Origin of the sequence: Mycobacterium gordonae (assembly GCF_001417955.2) — a bacterium.
Lineage (GTDB): Bacteria > Actinomycetota > Actinomycetes > Mycobacteriales > Mycobacteriaceae > Mycobacterium > Mycobacterium gordonae_B.
Window position 1 is genome coordinate 25,915 of the sequence record NZ_LKTM01000013.1, and the last position, 17,046, is coordinate 42,960.

Annotated in this window: 18 protein-coding genes; 5 read left to right on the plus strand and 13 right to left on the minus strand. The window is 66.5% G+C overall.

The annotated features are described in order from the left end of the window. Positions 1 to 18 precede the first annotated feature (18 nt). A complete protein-coding gene (locus AO501_RS03640; RefSeq protein WP_055576425.1) occupies positions 19 to 756 on the plus strand; it encodes an acyltransferase in 738 nt (245 codons plus the stop codon). 106 nt (positions 757 to 862) lie between these two features. Here the strand turns inward: AO501_RS03640 and AO501_RS03645 are convergent, their stop codons facing one another. The 4 genes from AO501_RS03645 to AO501_RS03660 all read right to left on the minus strand — a co-directional run bounded on the left by AO501_RS03645 (position 863) and on the right by AO501_RS03660 (position 5,420). Next, the gene (locus AO501_RS03645; RefSeq protein ID WP_055576426.1) at positions 863 to 1,408 is read right to left on the minus strand and encodes a DUF4333 domain-containing protein; all 546 of its coding nucleotides are present in this window, start codon (positions 1,406 to 1,408) and stop codon (positions 863 to 865) included. A 92-nt stretch (positions 1,409 to 1,500) separates the two neighbouring features. Next, positions 1,501 to 2,835 (minus strand): cryptochrome/photolyase family protein, encoded by a 1,335-nt coding sequence (locus AO501_RS03650; RefSeq protein ID WP_055576427.1) that lies wholly within the window; start codon positions 2,833 to 2,835, stop codon positions 1,501 to 1,503. A gap of 31 nt (positions 2,836 to 2,866) precedes the next feature. Beyond that, positions 2,867 to 3,346, minus strand: coding sequence for a TspO/MBR family protein (locus tag AO501_RS03655; RefSeq protein ID WP_055576428.1), 480 nt, complete (start codon positions 3,344 to 3,346; stop codon positions 2,867 to 2,869). Next, on the minus strand, positions 3,339 to 5,420 hold the full coding sequence (locus tag AO501_RS03660) for an MMPL family transporter (RefSeq protein WP_055576429.1): 2,082 nt from the start codon (positions 5,418 to 5,420) through the stop codon (positions 3,339 to 3,341). Before AO501_RS03660 ends, AO501_RS03655 begins: the two co-directional genes overlap by 8 nt. Positions 5,421 to 5,468: 48 nt before the next feature. Here AO501_RS03660 and AO501_RS03665 point away from each other — a divergent pair, with 48 nt between their 5' ends. Continuing rightward, positions 5,469 to 5,978, plus strand: a complete 510-nt coding sequence (locus AO501_RS03665) for a MarR family winged helix-turn-helix transcriptional regulator (RefSeq protein ID WP_055576430.1) — start codon at positions 5,469 to 5,471, stop codon at positions 5,976 to 5,978. On the opposite strand, the gene AO501_RS03670 is transcribed toward AO501_RS03665, so the two are convergent. The 3 genes from AO501_RS03670 to AO501_RS03680 form a co-directional block, all read right to left on the minus strand. After that, a complete protein-coding gene (locus AO501_RS03670; RefSeq protein WP_055576431.1) occupies positions 5,948 to 8,206 on the minus strand; it encodes an MMPL family transporter in 2,259 nt (752 codons plus the stop codon). The genes AO501_RS03665 and AO501_RS03670 overlap by 31 nt on opposite strands. A 149-nt stretch (positions 8,207 to 8,355) precedes the next feature. After that, on the minus strand, positions 8,356 to 8,754 hold the full coding sequence (locus AO501_RS03675; RefSeq protein ID WP_055576432.1) for a hypothetical protein: 399 nt from the start codon (positions 8,752 to 8,754) through the stop codon (positions 8,356 to 8,358). 4 nt (positions 8,755 to 8,758) lie between these two features. Continuing rightward, the gene (locus AO501_RS03680; RefSeq protein WP_197419756.1) at positions 8,759 to 9,142 is read right to left on the minus strand and encodes an STAS domain-containing protein; all 384 of its coding nucleotides are present in this window, start codon (positions 9,140 to 9,142) and stop codon (positions 8,759 to 8,761) included. A gap of 402 nt (positions 9,143 to 9,544) precedes the next feature. On the opposite strand from AO501_RS03680, the gene AO501_RS03685 reads away from it, so the two are divergent. From AO501_RS03685 to AO501_RS03695, 3 genes are read left to right on the plus strand one after another with little or no spacing between them, the layout of a single operon-like run. Continuing rightward, on the plus strand, positions 9,545 to 10,141 hold the full coding sequence (locus AO501_RS03685; protein ID WP_156452288.1) for an SOUL family heme-binding protein: 597 nt from the start codon (positions 9,545 to 9,547) through the stop codon (positions 10,139 to 10,141). A gap of 28 nt (positions 10,142 to 10,169) precedes the next feature. After that, complete coding sequence (fni, locus tag AO501_RS03690) at positions 10,170 to 11,216, plus strand: type 2 isopentenyl-diphosphate Delta-isomerase (RefSeq protein ID WP_055576434.1); 1,047 nt, start codon at positions 10,170 to 10,172, stop codon at positions 11,214 to 11,216. A gap of 8 nt (positions 11,217 to 11,224) precedes the next feature. Beyond that, positions 11,225 to 12,526, plus strand: a complete 1,302-nt coding sequence (locus AO501_RS03695) for a glycosyltransferase (RefSeq protein ID WP_055576501.1) — start codon at positions 11,225 to 11,227, stop codon at positions 12,524 to 12,526. Here AO501_RS03695 and AO501_RS03700 read toward each other — a convergent pair. The 6 genes from AO501_RS03700 to AO501_RS03720 form a co-directional block, all read right to left on the minus strand. Next, positions 12,446 to 13,036, minus strand: a complete 591-nt coding sequence (locus AO501_RS03700; protein WP_055576435.1) for a MarR family winged helix-turn-helix transcriptional regulator — start codon at positions 13,034 to 13,036, stop codon at positions 12,446 to 12,448. The two genes, AO501_RS03695 and AO501_RS03700, sit on opposite strands and share 81 nt — an antisense overlap. A gap of 119 nt (positions 13,037 to 13,155) precedes the next feature. Further along, positions 13,156 to 13,371, minus strand: coding sequence for a DUF2945 domain-containing protein (locus tag AO501_RS03705; protein WP_055576436.1), 216 nt, complete (start codon positions 13,369 to 13,371; stop codon positions 13,156 to 13,158). Then, on the minus strand, positions 13,316 to 13,771 hold the full coding sequence (locus AO501_RS34755; RefSeq protein ID WP_082658366.1) for a DUF2784 domain-containing protein: 456 nt from the start codon (positions 13,769 to 13,771) through the stop codon (positions 13,316 to 13,318). Before AO501_RS34755 ends, AO501_RS03705 begins: the two co-directional genes overlap by 56 nt. 39 nt (positions 13,772 to 13,810) lie before the next feature. Continuing rightward, a complete protein-coding gene (locus AO501_RS03710) occupies positions 13,811 to 14,806 on the minus strand; it encodes a DUF5914 domain-containing protein (protein ID WP_055576437.1) in 996 nt (331 codons plus the stop codon). Then, positions 14,803 to 16,329: an FAD-dependent oxidoreductase gene (locus tag AO501_RS03715; protein ID WP_055576438.1), complete on the minus strand. Its 1,527-nt coding sequence runs from the start codon at positions 16,327 to 16,329 to the stop codon at positions 14,803 to 14,805. Before AO501_RS03715 ends, AO501_RS03710 begins: the two co-directional genes overlap by 4 nt. Next, a complete protein-coding gene (locus tag AO501_RS03720; protein WP_231752325.1) occupies positions 16,326 to 17,045 on the minus strand; it encodes a class I SAM-dependent methyltransferase in 720 nt (239 codons plus the stop codon). The genes AO501_RS03715 and AO501_RS03720 overlap by 4 nt, the downstream gene beginning before the upstream one ends. Between the last annotated feature and the right edge of the window lies 1 nt (position 17,046).

Consider the following 17,046-nt stretch of genomic DNA (forward strand, 5'->3'; position numbering starts at 1 on the left):
TGGGTAGGCTTGCGGCCCATGACGAGCATGTGGGGTGCTCCGCTCCATCGCAGGTGGCGCGGAGGGAGGCTCAGAGACCCGCGCCAGGCGAAATTCCTGACGCTGGCTTCGCTGAAATGGGTGCTGCGCAATAAGGCCTACACACCGTGGTACCTGGTGCGATATTGGCGGCTGCTGAAGTTCAAGCTGCAGAATCCGCACATCATCACCCGCGGCATGGTCTTCCTGGGCAAGGACGTCGAGATCCACTGCACACCCGAGCTGGCGCAGCTGGAGATCGGCCGCTGGGTGCATATCGGGGACAAGAACACCATCCGGGCGCACGAGGGTTCGCTGCGGTTCGGCGACAAGGTCGTGCTGGGCCGCGACAACGTCATCAACTGCTACCTAGACATCGAGCTCGGCGACTCCGCGCTGATGGCCGACTGGTGCTACGTCTGCGACTTCGACCACCGGATGGACGACATCACGCTGCCCATCAAGGACCAGGGCATTATCAAGTCACCGGTGCGGATCGGGCCCGACACCTGGATCGGGGTGAAGGTGTCGGTGCTGCGTGGCACCGCGGTCGGGCGAGGTTGCGTGCTCGGTTCGCACGCGGTGGTTCGCGGCGTGATCCCGGATTATTCGATCGCGGTCGGCGCGCCGGCCAAGGTGGTCAAGAACCGCAAGCTGTCCTGGGAGACCTCGGCGGCGCAACGCGCCGAACTGGCCGCCGCCCTGGCTGACATCGAGCGCAAGAAGGCTGCGCAGTAGGCAAGGCTTGCTGGGCGGCCGCGACACTGACAGCACGCACACGACACGCCGCCGAGCGTGTACGCAGCGTCAATCTCGACGGCCCCCACGCGACGGTGACAACGGCCTACTCGGGGTGGTCATCGACCTTGAAGTCGAAGTTGACGTCGCCGCCGACCACCTCGGTGACGGTGACGTTGATGCCGTACTTGGAGCTACCGTCGGTGAGTTGGCAGCGCAGCGTGGCGCCCTCGACGCCCTTCAGGTTGTCCGGGCAGGTCACGGCATCGGGCCGCTGACCGACCTGTTGGTACAGCTTGTCGCTGATGATGTGGGCGACGTGGTCCTTGTCGACCGTTTCGACCATGTCGAATTTGACGTCCTTGCCTTCGACGCTGGTGACGGTGACGTTGACGTTGTAGGTGTCGTCCTTGACCTTCATCTCGCAGTTCGTCTGCGCGCCAACCTTGGCCGGCAGGTCGTCCGGACAGCTGACCGAGCTGGGCTTGTTGCCCTTGGCGTCGGTCATCTTGGTGATGATCTGGCCGGCGACGTCCTTCTTGCTCACCGTTTTGGGACCCGACGATCCGACCGAACACGAGCACGCCCCGGCGCTGGCCATCAGGCCGACGGCGGCCCCCGAGACCAGCAGTGTCCGAACGAACCGAGCCATAGCGCCTCCCTGGCGTGTGCAGAACGTTGAGTCGGGGAGATGATTGCACGCCGGACAAAATCTGGGAAGCAATCCGGCGAAAAGCGCTCTGGTCAGCTGATGTCGCGGTAGCGGCGCAACGCCTCGGTCCGCTCGGCGGCGTGGTCGACGATCGGTTCCGGATACCCGTCCGGCCGCTGCCCCTTCGAGAGATGGGCATCGTCGGCGTCCTTCAATTCGGGGACCCAACGGCGAATGTAATCCCCTGCGGGATCGAACTTTTCGCCCTGCTTTGTCGGATTGAACACCCGGAAGTAGGGCGCCGCGTCGGTTCCGCAACCGGCACTCCACTGCCACCCGTGTTGATTGTTGGCCATGTCGCCGTCCACCAGTTGCTCCAGAAACCAGCGGGCTCCCCACTGCCACGGCAGGTGCAGGTCTTTGACCAGGAAGGAGGCGACGATCATGCGCACCCGGTTGTGCATGAACCCGGTCTCGCGCAGCTGTCGCATCCCGGCGTCCACGAATGGATAGCCGGTCTCACCCGCCTTCCAGGCCTCGAACCGGCGTTTCGCCTGCGCGTCGGTGTCGGTCTCGATGGCGTCGAAATCGCGGTTCCAATTCCACCAGACGCTGTGCGGCCAGTGATGCACGACCGCAGCGTAGAAATCGCGGAATGCCAACTCCCGCAAGTAGGCCGAGTCGCCCTGGCGCCGCCGGTTGAGGTCGGCGACCATGGTTCGGGGGTGGATGGTGCCGAACTTCAGGTGCGCCGACATCCGGCTGGTGCCCGGCAGATCCGGCCGGTTGCGGTCGTCGGCGTAGCCTTTGACACCGCCCTCGAGGAACGTCGCCCACTGCGAAAGTGCCGCTGCCTCACCGGCCGCGAGATCCAGCTCGACGCCCGGATCGGGGGCCTTCACCTGTTTCCGGTTCTTGACTTCCGACGGGTCCAGCCAGCTTGCTGAATCGGCGCCGGTCGCAGCGGGGGAGCGCCAACCGGTTTCGCGCCACCTGCCGAAGAAGGGTGTGAACACCTTGTACGGGGTGCCGTCGTCCTTGGTGACCCGACCGGGCGAGACCAGGTACGGCGAGCCGGTGGCGACCAGCGGGACCGAGCCCAGCTCGTCGCGCACCAGGTCGTCGCGGCGCCGCCCGAACGGCGTGAAGTCCTCGGAGATGTGCACCGACGACGCGTCAATCGCTTTGGCCAGGGTGGGGATTCGCTCCTCGGGACGTCCGCGGGTCACTAACAGCCGGCCGCCCAGATCGTCGTTCAGCCCGCGCAGTGAGTCGCCCAGAAACTGCAGGCGCCGTGGGCCCGACGAGGCTTCCAGCCGGGGATCGAGAACGAAACAGGCCAGCACCTGATCGTTCTCCGCTGCAGCCGCTAGCGCCGGATGATCACCCAGACGCAGGTCGCGTCGAAACCACAACAAACCCGCCATTTTTCGTTTCCCCCTTCAGCGGTCGAGCCCGTCAGCGATTGAGCCGCCACACACTTGTTGCCAGCACCGTGGCGAATCCACACCACAGTGGGTACGGCAACAACGCCCACCCCTTGCGCGGGTCGGCGTCGACGGCGCGGCGCACCAGATCGGCACTGCTGACGGTCAGCGCGGCGGCACCCACGGCGGAGGGGCCCAACTTGTGGTAGCGGAAGAACAGCCAGCTCCAACCCGCGTTGATGGCCAGGTTGACCCCGAGCGCGGCAATGTAGCCGCGGGCTTCCTCGTCGCGCCCGTCTTCGCGGAACCGGTCGATGGTGTTAGCGGAAGTGACCGCGATATCGGTGTACAGGCTCGTCCAGGCGATCGGGAAGGCGACTTTGGGTGGCTGGAAGCTCGGCTTGCGGAGTCGGTCGTACCAGCCGGGGGTGCGGTTCGGGCTGGCGACGCTGCCGGAGGCCGCCGCGGCGGTGACGGCGAGGGCGGTGCCGGCCAGAGTTGACTTACTCATGCTGTTTCCCTTCGGTTTCGGTGTGGGTGAGGTCAGCCGGCCACCAGATGCGGTCGCCGATGAGGGCGAAGAGTGCGGGGATCACCAGGGTTCGGACGACGAAGGTGTCCAGCAGGATGCCCAGGCCCACGATGATGCCCAGTTGGGTCATCACGATCAGCGGCAAGACGCCGAGGACGCAAAACACCGCCGCCAGAACGATTCCCGCGCTGGTGATGACACCGCCGGTGGCCGACACCGCGCGAACCATGCCGTCCCGCGCGCCGTGCCCGGCTGCCTCCTCGCGTGCACGGGTGACCAGGAAGATCGTGTAGTCCACCCCGAGCGCGGCCAAAAAGAGGAACGCGTACAGCGGCGCGATGTTGTCCAACGCAGGGAACCCGAACACGTGGATGCTCGCCCAGCCGCCGAGGCCCAGCGCGGCCAGCGCACCCAGAATGGTCGCCGCCAACAGGGTGGGCGGGGCCAGGGCAGACCGCAGCAGCGCGTAGAGGACGACCAGGATCACCAGCAGAATCGCCGGTATCAACAGGACTCGATCGTGTACCGCGGCGTCTCGGGTGTCCAGTGCCTGGGCGTCCGGCCCCCCCACCAGCGCCTCGGGTGTGACCGCCCGCGTCGAATCTCGCAGCGCCGCAATGGTACTGAACGCTCGCGGCGAGGACGGCGCGGCATCGGTGACCACCGACCACTTGGTCAGACCGCTCCCCGAAGTGCCGGCCGGATTGGCCGAGACGACCCCCGGGGTGGCGGTGATGGCCTGTTGCACCTGCGGTGCCTTGTCGGTCGGCGCGATCACTTCGGTGGGATTGGCCAGCCCCGCGGGGAAATGTTGGGCCACGATATCGAAGCCTGTCACCGAATCCGCTTTGACGCGAAACTGTTCCGTCTGGGACAAGCCGACGCGGGTACTGAGCAGACCGGTCGCCAGCACGCCCAGCAGAACAATCGTGACGGAGGCGACCAAAACCGGACGGCGCGATACGGCTTCGGCGACCCGGTGCCAGATGCCGGTTTCGGTCGCCTCGTGCTTCGTGTCACCGGGCTGAGGTACGAACGGCCAGAACAGCCGCCGTCCGCACACCGCCAGCAGCGGTGGCAGCAGCACCAGTACTGAGACGGCGGCAACCAACAGCCCGCAGGCGGCCAGCGCTCCCAGGCTGCGGGTGCTGGGGGTGGACGCGAAGACGAGGGTGAGCAGCGCCAGCACCACGGTGGCGTTGCTGGCCACGATCGCCGGTCCGGCCATCCGGACCGCTCGCCGCAACGCGTCCCGGTGATCCCGGTGGCGCCGAAGTTCCTGCCGGTAACGCGAAATCAGCAGCAGCGCGTAGTTGGTGCCCGCACCGAACACCAACACGCTGGTGATGCCCGAAGTGGAACCGTCGAAGCTCAAACCGGTCAGCGACGCCACCATGACACCGACGGCGCTGGCCAACCGGTCGGCGAAGCCGATCACCACCAGGGGCACCAGCCACAGCACCGGCGAGCGGTAGGTGGCGATCAGCAGCAAAGCGACCACCGATGCGGTCACCGCCAGCAGGGTGATGTTGGCATTGCTGAAAGCGTTGGCGATGTCCGCCCCGAACGCCGGCCCGCCGGTGACGTGTGCCGTCATTCCGGCGGGCAAGCCCTGGTTCGCGGCGGTGCGCAGCGCGGCCACTTCCTCGTTGAGCGGCAACCCGGACAGCTCGGCGCTGATCGGTACGATTCCGATCGCCGCCTTGCCGTCGCCGGACACCAGTACCGGCGCACCGGGCGCCCCGTCGTGAATAGTCGCCAGCATCCGGGCGCGGGCGCCTTCGCAGGCTTGCTTCAGGGCATCCGGGGCGCCGGACCCGTTCACCACCACGATCAGTGGTACCCGGTCACCACCGGGGAACTGGTTGGACAGCTTCTGCACCTTCGCCGAATCAGAATCGGTAGGCACCGACAGCGGTGCCTGCCCCGCTGCGGCATTCCCGCCGACCAGTGCCATGAAACCGGCGGCCAGCACGAAGACGCCGAGCGCAAGCAGCCAGGAGCGGCGTCGGGTCAGGGTTGCGGCAAATCCGTCCCACACACCACTAAGCATTTCAGTAACTGAAATATTAATCAACTGAAATTAGGGCCGAAAAACGATATGCTGCTCCTCGGTATGCAACCCGACGAGCCGGCGTGCCACCGCGCAGCCCTGGAATCGCAGATCACTGCTGATCTGCGGGAGTTGTCGTCTGAATCCGACCAGATCGGGCGGATCTTCGCAGTCTCCCACGATGTTCGGCCCACCGACTTTCGGGCCCTGCTGCACATCATGGTGGCCGAGACCGCAGGCCAGCCCATGACGTCCGGGGACCTGAGTCAGCGAATGGGTCTGTCGGGCGCGGCGATCACCTACCTTGTCGACCGGCTGATCGACTCGGGTCACATACGTCGGGACTCCCATCCCGCTGATCGGCGCAAGGTGATCCTGCGCCACGCGGAGTCGGGTATGCACACCGCTCGGTCATTCTTCACCCCGCTCGGCCACCACACTCATGAGGCGATGGCCGACCTGCCCGACGCCGATCTGGCTGCTGCGCATCGGGTTTTCGACGCATTGCTGGTCGCGATGCGCCAGTTTCAGGCCGAACTGGGCCCCACCGATTCCTGAAACGCCCGCGGTAATCCGCGACCGCGTGCCATGGTGAAAGTCCGCCGGTGCCACTCGGCCAGGGGCCTGGGCGCCCACCAGTTGACCCGGCCGAGCACGTGCATGAACGCCGGGACGAGAATCATGCGGATGACGGTGGCGTCCACCAGGATCGCGATCGTCAAACCGACGGCGAACATGCGCATGAACGACACCCCGGCGGACATGAGGGCGGCGAACGAGATCGACATCAGCAGGGCCGCGGCGGTGACCACTCGACCGGTGCGGGCGATACCGAGAGCGACGCTTTCGTCGTTGTCTGCGTGGGTCTGCGGTGAGGCGAGCCAGTATTCGCGGATCCGGGACAGCAGGAAGACTTCGTAATCCATCGACAGGCCGAACGCGATGCAGAACATCAGCACCGGAACGTTCACCGCCAGCGTCCCGGTGGGAGTGGTACCGGCGGCCCCGAGGTGGCCTTCCTGGAAGATCCACACCAGCGCGCCGAACGTCGCCGTCAGCGACAACATGTTGAGCAGTACGGCCTTGATCGGCAGCACCACGCTGCCGGACAGCAGGAACAACAAGACCAGCATCACGACCGCGATGAAGCCGAATACCAGGGGCAGTCGTGAGGTGATGCCGTGCACGCAGTCGCGATTCGTCTGCGCCAGACCGGTGACCAGAGCCCGCTTGCCCGCGGGCAGCGCGACCTCATGCACACGGGCCAGTTGCTCCTCGGACTCTTGCGTGTACAAGGCCGCGGTGCTGTCCACCGTGAGAAACGCTGCGCCGTCGGCCATTCCGGTCGGCGCCGACGGAGGTCCCTTGGGTTCCCCGGCGATGAAAGTGCCGGTCGGCGCCGACACCGACGACACGTCGGGCACCCGCGACAACTCCGCGGCGTACTTGTCGATATCCGAGCGGCTCAGTCCTGCGGTGTCGGGGATCACGATCTTGACCCGCGTCGTGGAGTTCGACGGGAACTCCGATCGGATCCGGTCGTTGGCCAACCGCGCCGATGACGTGGCGGGCAGCACGCGGTCGTCGGCATACCCCCACTTCACTCCGAGGAAGGGTGTGCCCAGCGCAAGCAGCAGCACGATCAGGATCAAGCCCAACGGAATCGCTTGCCTGATAACGAATTTCGCCGCGCGATACCAGAAGGTCTGTTCGATCGGCGGGGCGGCCGGTTGCGGTAGGCGCAGCAGCCGTCGCGTCAGGCGCCGCACGTCGAACGCATCGATGCGGTGGCCCAGTAACACCAGCGCGGCCGGTGTGATCGAGACGGCGGCGGCAGCGGCGAAGGCCACCACCGCGATGCCGGCATAGGCGAACGACTTGAGAAAGTACATCGGGAAGAAGATCATCCCGAGCAGCGCCAGCGCCACCGTCATCGCGGAGAAGAGCACGGTTCGGCCGGCGGTGGCCATGGTATGCACCACGGCCTCATCCGGTGGCACCCCGTCGCCCAGCTCGTCCCGATAGCGGCTGACGATCAGCAGGGTGTAGTCGATGGCCAGCGCGAATCCCAGTGCGACAGAGACGTTCAACGCAAAGATCGACACGTCGGTGAACAAAGCGATCCCCCGTAGCGCGGCGAGTGAGCCCAGGATCGCGAACCCGCCCACCGCCACCGGCAGGGCGGCCGCCAACAGACCTCCGAAGACCCATACCAGCGCAATGAAGCTCAGCGGGATGGCGATGACTTCCATTCGCAGCAAGTCGTTTTCGGTCTGTTTGTTGATCTGTGCGTAGACCATCGCCGACCCACCGGCTTGCACCGTGACCCCGTCACGTTCCCCGGCGAAGCGGTCCGCCAGTGCCTGGGCGTGTTTGGCGCTGGTGTTCTCGTCACCCTTGAGCGTGGCGATGATCATGGCCGTTTTGCCGTCGCCGCTGAGCGTGCCCGGGGTGGGTTGGGGCTGCCAGGGCGAGGCGACCTGGGAAACAAAGGGCGATTCGGCGAGTTGTCGAGTCAGGTCGGTGCCCACCAGGTGCCCGGGGCCGGCTTTCACCCCGTTCTCGGAGCTGACCAGCAGCACGAGTTCCATGTCACCCTGATGAAACTCATCGGCGAGCAGCGTCGATGCCCGGGCCGATTCCGAAGTGGGATCGAGGAATCCTCCGCCGGAGAGACTGCCCGCGGCCGGGATGCCGAAGACCGCGGCCGCGATCATCACTAGGACGGCAGCGGCAATCACCCGCCGCGGCGCGGCGACGGAGACTCGGGCAAGTTGCGCAAGCATGGTCCGTCCTCGTGATGACGTATCTCCAGCCAACCGCAGCAACGGTTAAGATTATTAAACATTAATCTAATGAAGCGACGGTTGCTAGCTGTAACGAGGCGGACGTGCCGCTGGTTCAACCGTATTCGGCAACGAGTTGCCGTTTTCGGTTAACCGGCCAACTTTAGCGCCGTGACCAGCGTGTCTGGATCGGCGACAGTCACTGTCAATGCAGAGTGATCCCGAAATCCGATGACTCGCCGGATCCTCGGCTCGAAGTGGATGCACACGCCCGCTGCCGCATTCGTTCCGAAGGTGAGTCCGTCGTCGGCCATCGACAGGCGCGGGCCGACGGCGGTCCACCATCGGTAGGGTCCGGTGACGTGCGCCTCGACCACGTCGGACAACGGCACTTCGACGCGCAACGCCCCGTACCGGGCGACGAAGCGGCCGTCGACGGTTAATGTCACACCCTGTTCGCCGGGCCAGCGGAAGGGGAGCCACAGCGGCGCCAGGCGGGGGTCGTAGTGGTAGGGGAAGTGTCGGGCGGTCTTCCCGGGTGAGTTCATCGCCCTACCGCACCAGTCCTGGCACCTGACGCCGAGTGGCAAGGGCGTCCTCGATCAGTTGCAGCGCCTCGGGCACGGATCTCACCAGCGGTAAGCCGTGATCGCGCACCACCCTGATAACCGTTCGCACGGCCGGACCGCTGACGATGTTGCAGTACAGGCCGGCGGCTCGATGCTGATGGTTGAGGGCGAGCAGTTGCTGGAATCCTTCGATGCCGAGGAAATCCAGGTGGCTGAGATCGATGATCAAAGGCGTACGCGCCTTGGTGAAACGGCGGACTTCCGCAGCGATCTGTCCGGCGTTCGAAGCGTCGATATCTCCGTCGAGTTGAACTACTGTCGCCAGCCTGCGGGCGTAGACGAACATCTGCGCCCCATCGCAATTCACGACGTAGCGGTAGCGGGGAGGTCGTTGGTTTTGGGAATCTGCAGCATGCATCGGCGTGGCCTATCAAATTGTGGGTGAAACCGATGGAACTCGATGTTCCAGAGTTCCGGGACTGTAGCTGCGGACTCAACTGCTACCAGCCTAGACGCAATCTGGCAGCTTGGTTCTTGCAGTGATCTGGGCAACACCGGTGGAGTCTGCAGGCTCGCCGTTCGCCTGGAGCTTAATTGATTTAAACATTCAGTTACTTAACAAAATCGCCCCACCCGCGTATGCTGAACCTGCCGAGGGCTAGTGCCCGGGTGGTGGTTCAGCAGTGACGGCGCCGGTCCGAGTTACTGGCTCAGTTGTGGGCGCCGAAGATTCGCGACACCATGGAACCGATGAGGGAAAGAGGCGACCTTGTTCAAATCTATCGGAGCAGTGGTGGGGCAGGTCGCTGAAGCGGCCGGCATGGTCGTGGGGTACCGGCACAGCATCGAAGAGCCTGCTCACACCACCGAAAAGCTGACGCGCGACGTGGAGCTCCGCCACTACGGCGATCGGATCGCGGCCCAGACCACCGTCGTCGCTGATGAGGAATCGGCCCGCAACGTGGGGTTCCGACGGCTGGCACGCTACATCTTCGGGGCGAACAACGATCGCGAGAAGGTCGCAATGACGGCTCCGGTGGCACAGGAGTCGCGCAACAAGGGAGAGTGGGTGATCCAATTCTTCATGCCCTCGGAAAAGACGATGGAGACGCTTCCCTCGCCCGACGACGGCGATGTCGAGTTGGTGACCGTGCCGCCCTCGACGGTTGCGGTGCACAAGTTCAACGGCATCCCCAGCCGGCGCGCGGTCGCCACTCACACCAAGCAGTTGATGGATACGCTGGGGGAGTTGGGATTCGAGGCGACCGACTCTCCGGCGGCCTGGTTCTATGACCCGCCCTGGACCGTTCCGGCGTTGCGCCGCAACGAAATCGCCGTTCCGGTCAAACCCAGGAGTGGAGTCTGAGCATGCTGACCGGTAGGGCCGGAGTCCCATGACGTCGCCGCGCCGCGACATGGCGTCGCGCAAGCTACGTCATATCGACGCGTGCCTGGACGGCGACGTCACGTATCACGGGGTCACGACGGGCCTGGAACGTTACCGGTTGCCCTACAACGCACTGACGCAGACCAGCCTTCACGACGTCGACCTGTCGACGGAGTTCCTCGGGGTCGGGCTACGGGCGCCGGTGCTGGTGGGCGCCATGACCGGAGGTGCCGAGTTGTCGGGCACCATCAACCGGAATCTGGCCACGGCCGCGCAACGACTGGGCGTCGGGATGATGCTCGGCTCCCAGCGGGTGATGCTGGAGAGTGCCCTGGGCGAGCAGGCCGCGCCCAGCTTCGCGGTGCGCGACGTGGCACCGGACGTGCTGCTGGTGGGCAATATCGGACTGTCGCAATTCGTCAAGGACGCGATCCCTGAGATCATCCGGGCACTCGACCGAGTTGGGGCGAATGCGCTTGCGGTGCACACCAATCCGCTGCAGGAGGCGATGCAGCACAACGGTGACACCGACTTCGCCGGATCGCTGGACCGACTGCACGAGCTGACCCCGATGCTGGATTACCCCGTGCTGCTGAAGGAAGTGGGCCACGGCATCGGCGCCACCGCGGTCGCCGATCTGCTTCGCCTGACCGGAGAGCCGCCGGTGGCGGCCATCGACGTCGCAGGAGCCGGCGGGACGTCGTGGTCGCGTGTCGAGCAGCTGGTCCGTTACGGCGAACTGCGCTATCCGGACCTGGCCGACTGGGGGATACCCACGGCGCAGGCGCTGCTCGAGGTTCGTGCGGCACTTCCGCGGATCCCGCTGGTCGCCTCCGGTGGGATCCGCACCGGTATGGACGCGGCCAAGGCGCTCGCCCTGGGCGCCGACGTGGTAGCAGTCGCCCGGCCGCTGCTGGCCGCCGCTATCGAGTCCGCCGATGCGGCAACGGAGTGGCTGCAAGGGTTTATCGACGAGCTGCGTATCTGTCTGCACGGTTGTGGTGCCGCCGATCTGCCGTCGCTGCGCAAGCTCGGCGCGCTACCCGTCACCTAGGCGTGCGCATGGCGGTGATTCTGGCTTACGGTTCGCCCGCGCTGGGTCATCTCTACCCGATGGCGGCTCTGTTGGGGGAGCTGACCGCGCGCGGCCACCAGGTTCACCTGCGAACGATGAGCAGTGAAGTCGCCGGCATGCGCGCGGCCGGCGTGCACGCAGCCGCCGTGGACCCGCGGATCGAGGCAATCGTCGGAGATGATTGGTTGGCGCACAACGCGTTAGGTGTGCTCAAGCGGTCCATCGACGTACTGTGCCGGCGGGCCGTCTTCGAGGTCGATGATTTACGGAGCGCGATCAGCGAGGCGAGGCCCGACGCGGTCATCGTCGATGCGAACTGTTGGGGCGCGATGTCGGCGGCTGACGTCGCCGGCTTGCCCTGGACGGTGTTCTCGCCGTTCACGCCATATCTGCGCTCGCAGTTCGCGCCACCCTTCGGGCCCGGGCTGCGGCCGCTGCCCGGCCTCATCGGGCGCGTCCGTGACGCGTCGATGCGGCCGTTCGTCAGATATCTGTTCGATCGGCCGATGTTGCCGCGGATCAACGCGCTTCGCGCCGATCTCGGAGCGCCGGCGATCCGTTCGGTGGACGAATTGATGCGCCGGGCGCCGCTGCTGTTGGCGGTGGGCGGTGAGCCGTTCGAATATCCGCACCCCGATTGGCCGGAGTCGGTGCAGTTCATCGGAGCGTGCGTACCCCAGCAGCCCGCGGGGGCCGCGCCGGACTGGCTGGACGCCATCGACCGGCCCATCGTGCTGGTGAGCACCTCTTCGATCGCCCAGGGTGACGCGAAGTTGGGCCATGTTGCGCTGCAGGCCCTGGCTGACGAGCCGGTGCACGTCATTGCGACGTTTCCGGCCGGGATACCCGGCGGTCTGCCCCGGACGGCGAACTCGACGGTGTGTCAGTTCCTGGAGCATGGTCCGGTGCTCGAGCGGGCGGTGTGTGTCGTCACGCACGGCGGGATGGGCACCACGGTCAAGGCGCTCAACCGTGGCGTTCCGGTCTGTGTGGTCCCGTTCGCGCGGGACCAGGGCGAGGTTGCGCGCCGCGTCGAGGTGGCCGGCTGCGGTACCCGCTTATTGCCCAAGCGGCTCACTCCGGCACGGTTGCGGGCCGCGGTGCTGGGAGCGGCGACCATGACGGGTGGAGCTCGCCGAGTTGCCGCCGGATTCGCCGCGACCGGGGGAGTGGCTCGAGGTGCGGATCTGATCGAGCGGCGGTTGCTCTCAGCGCCTCGGCGCGTCGGACCGAGCCGCCCCCTGCCGCCGCTTGCCGGCCGGCGACGAACCTCGAGCGAGTTCCGCTGATTCGTCGTGCTGTTCGGGCACGGACAGTTCGTTCTCGAAGGTGGCCATCGCCTCGATCATCGCCATGAACACGCGGTGTGCCGCCACCAGGTCCTTGTCCGGCATGTCGGCCAGGGCTTCCCGGATGTGTCCCCCGAGCGGGCTGAAGAACGTGTGCGCCAGCGTCATCCCGCGCGTCTCGTACCGCAGGAGCCACTTGCGGCGGTCCTCGGGGTCCGGCTCCCGCCGGATGTGGCCCGCCTCGATCATCCGGTCGACCAGGTAGGTGATGGCCGGCGGGGACACGTCCATGCGCTGCCGCAGTTGTGCCAGGGTCAGCGGGGTACCGGCGGTCTCGGCCACCATGATGTGCAGCAGGGCATGAAAATCACTGTTGCTGACGTCGTTGACGCGCGCGTAGTGCCGCCCGACGCGATCAGAGCGGGCGGTGATTGCGCGAATGTCGGCCGAGAGCTGCCTCTCCAGCTCCGCCCGCCTCGGCGGCGGCTCGCCCGCGCCCCGCTTGCTCACTTACCCGCACCCCTTCGTCAACCATTCAGAGTACGGCGTGATCGCTCTTTAGTGCTTCAGCCGGTCCCGCGACTTCATCTTTTCCGTCGGGTCTTGACTCGCAGGATGTCTGTGGGTCGTCAATTGTCGCGACGCAGGGCATCGGGCTTGTGCACCGCGTCTTTGCCGGTCTTGTCGCTGCGGACCTGGTACTGCGGGTCGTCTTCGGAAGCCCGAACGGTTCGCCCGGCCGCTTCGGTGTCCGACGTGATCTTGCGTTCCACCTTGCCTTTGACGGTGTTACCGTGGCTCTTCCACTCGACCTTGTCGCCCTTGCGCAGATTGTCGTCGCTCAATTGACTTCGCTTCCCTCGCCGTCGATTTCCCCCCCTCGGGTACCCGCCGACTCTGGATCAGTAACGCGATCCAGGACAGCGCGGCGGCGGTGAATGCGAGCGCCTGAGCGGTTCCGGTGCGGTTGGCAGGCAGGACTCCGCCGTCGACGTAGCGGCCGATGAACCCGTTCTCGGGAAGGGCGCCCATCCCGGCCCGGGCGCGGGCCCAATCTTCCAGCGTCGTCAACGGGCACCGAAGATCAAGCGCCACAACGGCGGCGCCCCAGCAGACGGTCGGAACGTGCAACCAGAACGTGCGCCGCCAGCGCAACGCCAGAAAGCCACCGCTCGGCAGGTACGCCAGATAGGCGAAGTGCGCGGCCACAGTGGCAACGACAAGGGCGAAATATCTTCTCTTCATCGCCGATTCAGCCTAGAGGACCGAACGGCGGTGCGTTGCTCAGCCGCCGCTGCGCAGCCGGTACCGGCGTTCGGCGTAAGCAAGGTCGTCGCGCCACAATCGGTTGGCGGCGTAGCGCATCAGCGGGGTAACCAGCGGGGCGACCGAAAGTGCTGCTTTGAACCCGGGCCGCTGCGAATGTGCGACGACCGCTTCGATCACGGCGACGCGGGGCTGCCCGTCGGGCCCCGGACCCACTGGGGTGGCATGGGTTTCGACGACGCTTCCGGCGCCCTCACCTTCGACGATGCGCATCACGATGGTGCGCGCGTCGGGGCAGGTGAATTCCGCGATGGTCGGCACCCCGAAGCGGCCGACCCGGAAGGTGACCGAGACGACGAACCGGTCGTCCTCCTCGGTCGGGGTGGTGAGCACCTCGAGTCGGGTGAACGAGTAGGGGTGGAACCAGCCGCCATGCCACGGGTCGAGGCGGTTGGCGATGACGTCCTGCGGTTCAGCGGTGCCTTCGACGCGGGCGACGGCGGGCAGCGTGGTCCCGGTGGGCCGCTCCGGGATCACCGGCACGTCCAGCGGCGTTTCGCCGCCGACGGCGTCCAGTCGCACCCAGGCCAGCACGCCGTCGTCGTAGCCGGGTAACGGAGCCCAACCCAGCTTGCACGACCGGCCGTCCAGGGCCAGCCCATGCCAGCGGCAGAACAACACGCCGTCGGAAACCGTGCCCGTGGCCAGGTCCGCTCCCAGATGGGGGCAACTGGCCGGGCCGACCGTCAGATGGCCCAGTCGGTCCCGCCAGGCGACGAGTTCGACACCGGCCACGCGGACGCCCAGTGGTCGAGTCGCCCGCACGGCGCTGCTGGCCGCGAACACGTACCAGTTGCCGGTGGGACGGCGCTGCGACCGGTCCAGGGCGGCGTTGATGATCCCCGGCTGCGCCTGCCCGTAGGTAGGGCGCTGCTGCGTCCACGCCGCGCGCGGAACCAGTTGCAGCGGCCAGTCTTTGGGCCACCGCTCGCGGAACTGATCGCCGACGCTCATTTCCGCCCTCGGATTTGCCGCAGCGCCAGCGATCTCAGCAGCACTGACCGTCCGCGGGTGGGAACGGTGAACAGGTCATGACCACTCACGCCCCATCGCGAGAGCAGCTGGTTGGCCGCCACCCAGCCGGTGGTGGCGGCGCGCTCCATCAACGCCACCGGCAGGTCCACCCGGATGCCGTCACCGGCCAGCACCAAGCCGGCTTGCGGCGTCGCCACGGTAGGTCGCCGGGTGTAGGTACCAGGGGTGAACAACGGGCAGTCACTTCGGCGCAGCACTCGTTCCTGAATCACGTTGGCGGCCGCGGTCTCCGGGTACAGCTTGTGCAGCTGCTCGATCGCGGCGTCGCTGGGCGTTGCGGAATCCATTGCATAGGAGTGTAATTCGACGACGGAACCACCGGTCTGGCGGGCCCAGGCGGCGGCCTCGGCTTCGTAGCGCTCCAGCACGCTGATGTTGTCGAGCGGTGGGTGGCCCGCGGTGCCCAGGAAGGGTGCCCGGTCGGATCTGACCGGGCGGTCCAGCCACAGCCGGTGCACCACGAACGACGGGGCGGAGCGCAACCGCCGAATCTGCGCGCGCCACAGGTCGTTACCGAGATCTCCCGACGCGGCCAGGACCTGGTGCAACCCGCCCACGTCGAGCGCCAGCACCACCGCGTCGGCGGACAGCGTGTCGCCGTCGGTGTGCACGCGGAATTCGTCGTCGACGGCGTCGACGCGCTGCACCGGCGTGTCGAGCCGGAACTGGACACCGCGTTCGCTCAGGTACTCCCGCAACGGATTCCACAGGCTGACATCGAAATTGGCGTTGGCGACGTCGAAGATCAGTCCCTCGCTGGAGCCCAGGAAATAGATGTGGAACATGGTGGCCAGCTCACCGGCGGACAGCTGGGTCGGGTCGGCGAAGAAGCTGCGGGAGAACACCTCGAATGCCAGGTGACGCGCCGACTCCGGGAAATTGATGCTCTTCAGGAACGTTTCGGCGTCGATGTGATCCAGCTGGTGGTAGATCTCGGGAACCGAGACCGCCGCCAGCGGTGCCGACGCCCCGGCGTCGATGTGCATCAGGTCGGAAAGCCGGAAGGTCGGGCTGCGCAAGGCGAAAACCAGGGCGTTCCAGGGGGGCGTGCGGGGCAGGCCGCGGAAGGTGTCGCGCCGGCCGGCCCCGTCGATCAACGGGTAGTCGGTGACCGGTGTCAGCATGCGCAGCTGCGGATCCACCCGGCTCAGCAGCGCCCGCAGGTTGTAGTACTGCCGGAAGAAGGCGTGGAACCCGCGGTTCATCGGCACCTCGGAACCCGGGCCGGAACCGTCGTGTTCGGTCCAGCCCCCGACCCGCCCGCCGAGGTAGGGCTCCTTCTCCACCACCTCGACGTCGACACCGCGTTCGGCGAGTCCGGTGGCGGCGGCCAGGCCGGCGATCCCGGCCCCGACGACCACTACCCGCGGACGCGAGGACAGTGAGGCGGCGTCGGCCAACCCCGGCGTTGCCGAGTGTCGTTCGCGGCGGCGGTCGGTCACAGCGGCACCTCCCCGATAAAGGTATGGACGATGTTTCGCTCCCAGCCTGACATGGTTTCGCCGCGCACCGAAGTGAATCCGGCATCGGACATGCGTTGGCGGAACCGCTGCGCCCCGTCGAAGCTCAGCACGCTGCGCCACAAGTGTCGGTAGAGGGTGGTGCTGCGGGTCCGCAACCAACCCGACGGGATGATGATGGTCCAGCACACCGCGTGCCAAATCTTCACGGCGGCAGGGGAATCGCGCACGGAATACTCGTGCACCGCCAGCGTTCCGCCGGGCCGCAGCAGTCCTGCGAAGGCGCGCAGTTGCCCATCCGGGTCAGCGAGGTTGCGCAGCAGATAAGCCGCCAGGATGGCGTCGAACGGGCCGGTGATGCCGTGCTCGCCGAGTTCTTCGATCGGGGTGTGCACGAACCGCACCGAAGCCGGCCACGACTTGGCGCGCGCGGCCTCCAGCATGCCGGCCGATGCGTCGACGGCGATGATCTCGGCTTCGGGAGCCGCTGCCAGCAGCGCGGCCGTGGATGCGCCGGTGCCGCAGCCGGCGTCCAGCAGTCGCAGGCCGCGCCCGTTGTCGGGCAAGCGCATGCGTTGCACCGAACGCCGCAGGTTCGTGTGATAGCCGGGGTTGGCGCCCACCAGTCGGTCGTAGGCGTCGGCGCCGACGTCGAACGCGTCCGGAACGTCGCCGCGAGCAAGGCCTGCTTTATCCATC

Coding starts and splice junctions, on each gene's coding strand:
- AO501_RS03640 (WP_055576425.1), top strand. CDS start 19: ATGACGAGCATGTGGGGTGCTCCGCTCCATCGCAGGTGGCGCGGAGGG.
- AO501_RS03645 (WP_055576426.1), bottom strand. CDS start 1,408: ATGGCTCGGTTCGTTCGGACACTGCTGGTCTCGGGGGCCGCCGTCGGC.
- AO501_RS03650 (WP_055576427.1), bottom strand. CDS start 2,835: ATGGCGGGTTTGTTGTGGTTTCGACGCGACCTGCGTCTGGGTGATCAT.
- AO501_RS03655 (WP_055576428.1), bottom strand. CDS start 3,346: ATGAGTAAGTCAACTCTGGCCGGCACCGCCCTCGCCGTCACCGCCGCG.
- AO501_RS03660 (WP_055576429.1), bottom strand. CDS start 5,420: ATGCTTAGTGGTGTGTGGGACGGATTTGCCGCAACCCTGACCCGACGC.
- AO501_RS03665 (WP_055576430.1), top strand. CDS start 5,469: ATGCTGCTCCTCGGTATGCAACCCGACGAGCCGGCGTGCCACCGCGCA.
- AO501_RS03670 (WP_055576431.1), bottom strand. CDS start 8,206: ATGCTTGCGCAACTTGCCCGAGTCTCCGTCGCCGCGCCGCGGCGGGTG.
- AO501_RS03675 (WP_055576432.1), bottom strand. CDS start 8,754: ATGAACTCACCCGGGAAGACCGCCCGACACTTCCCCTACCACTACGAC.
- fni (WP_055576434.1), top strand. CDS start 10,170: ATGACGTCGCCGCGCCGCGACATGGCGTCGCGCAAGCTACGTCATATC.
- AO501_RS03695 (WP_055576501.1), top strand. CDS start 11,225: ATGGCGGTGATTCTGGCTTACGGTTCGCCCGCGCTGGGTCATCTCTAC.
- AO501_RS34755 (WP_082658366.1), bottom strand. CDS start 13,771: ATGAAGAGAAGATATTTCGCCCTTGTCGTTGCCACTGTGGCCGCGCAC.
- AO501_RS03710 (WP_055576437.1), bottom strand. CDS start 14,806: ATGAGCGTCGGCGATCAGTTCCGCGAGCGGTGGCCCAAAGACTGGCCG.
- AO501_RS03720 (WP_231752325.1), bottom strand. CDS start 17,045: ATGGATAAAGCAGGCCTTGCTCGCGGCGACGTTCCGGACGCGTTCGAC.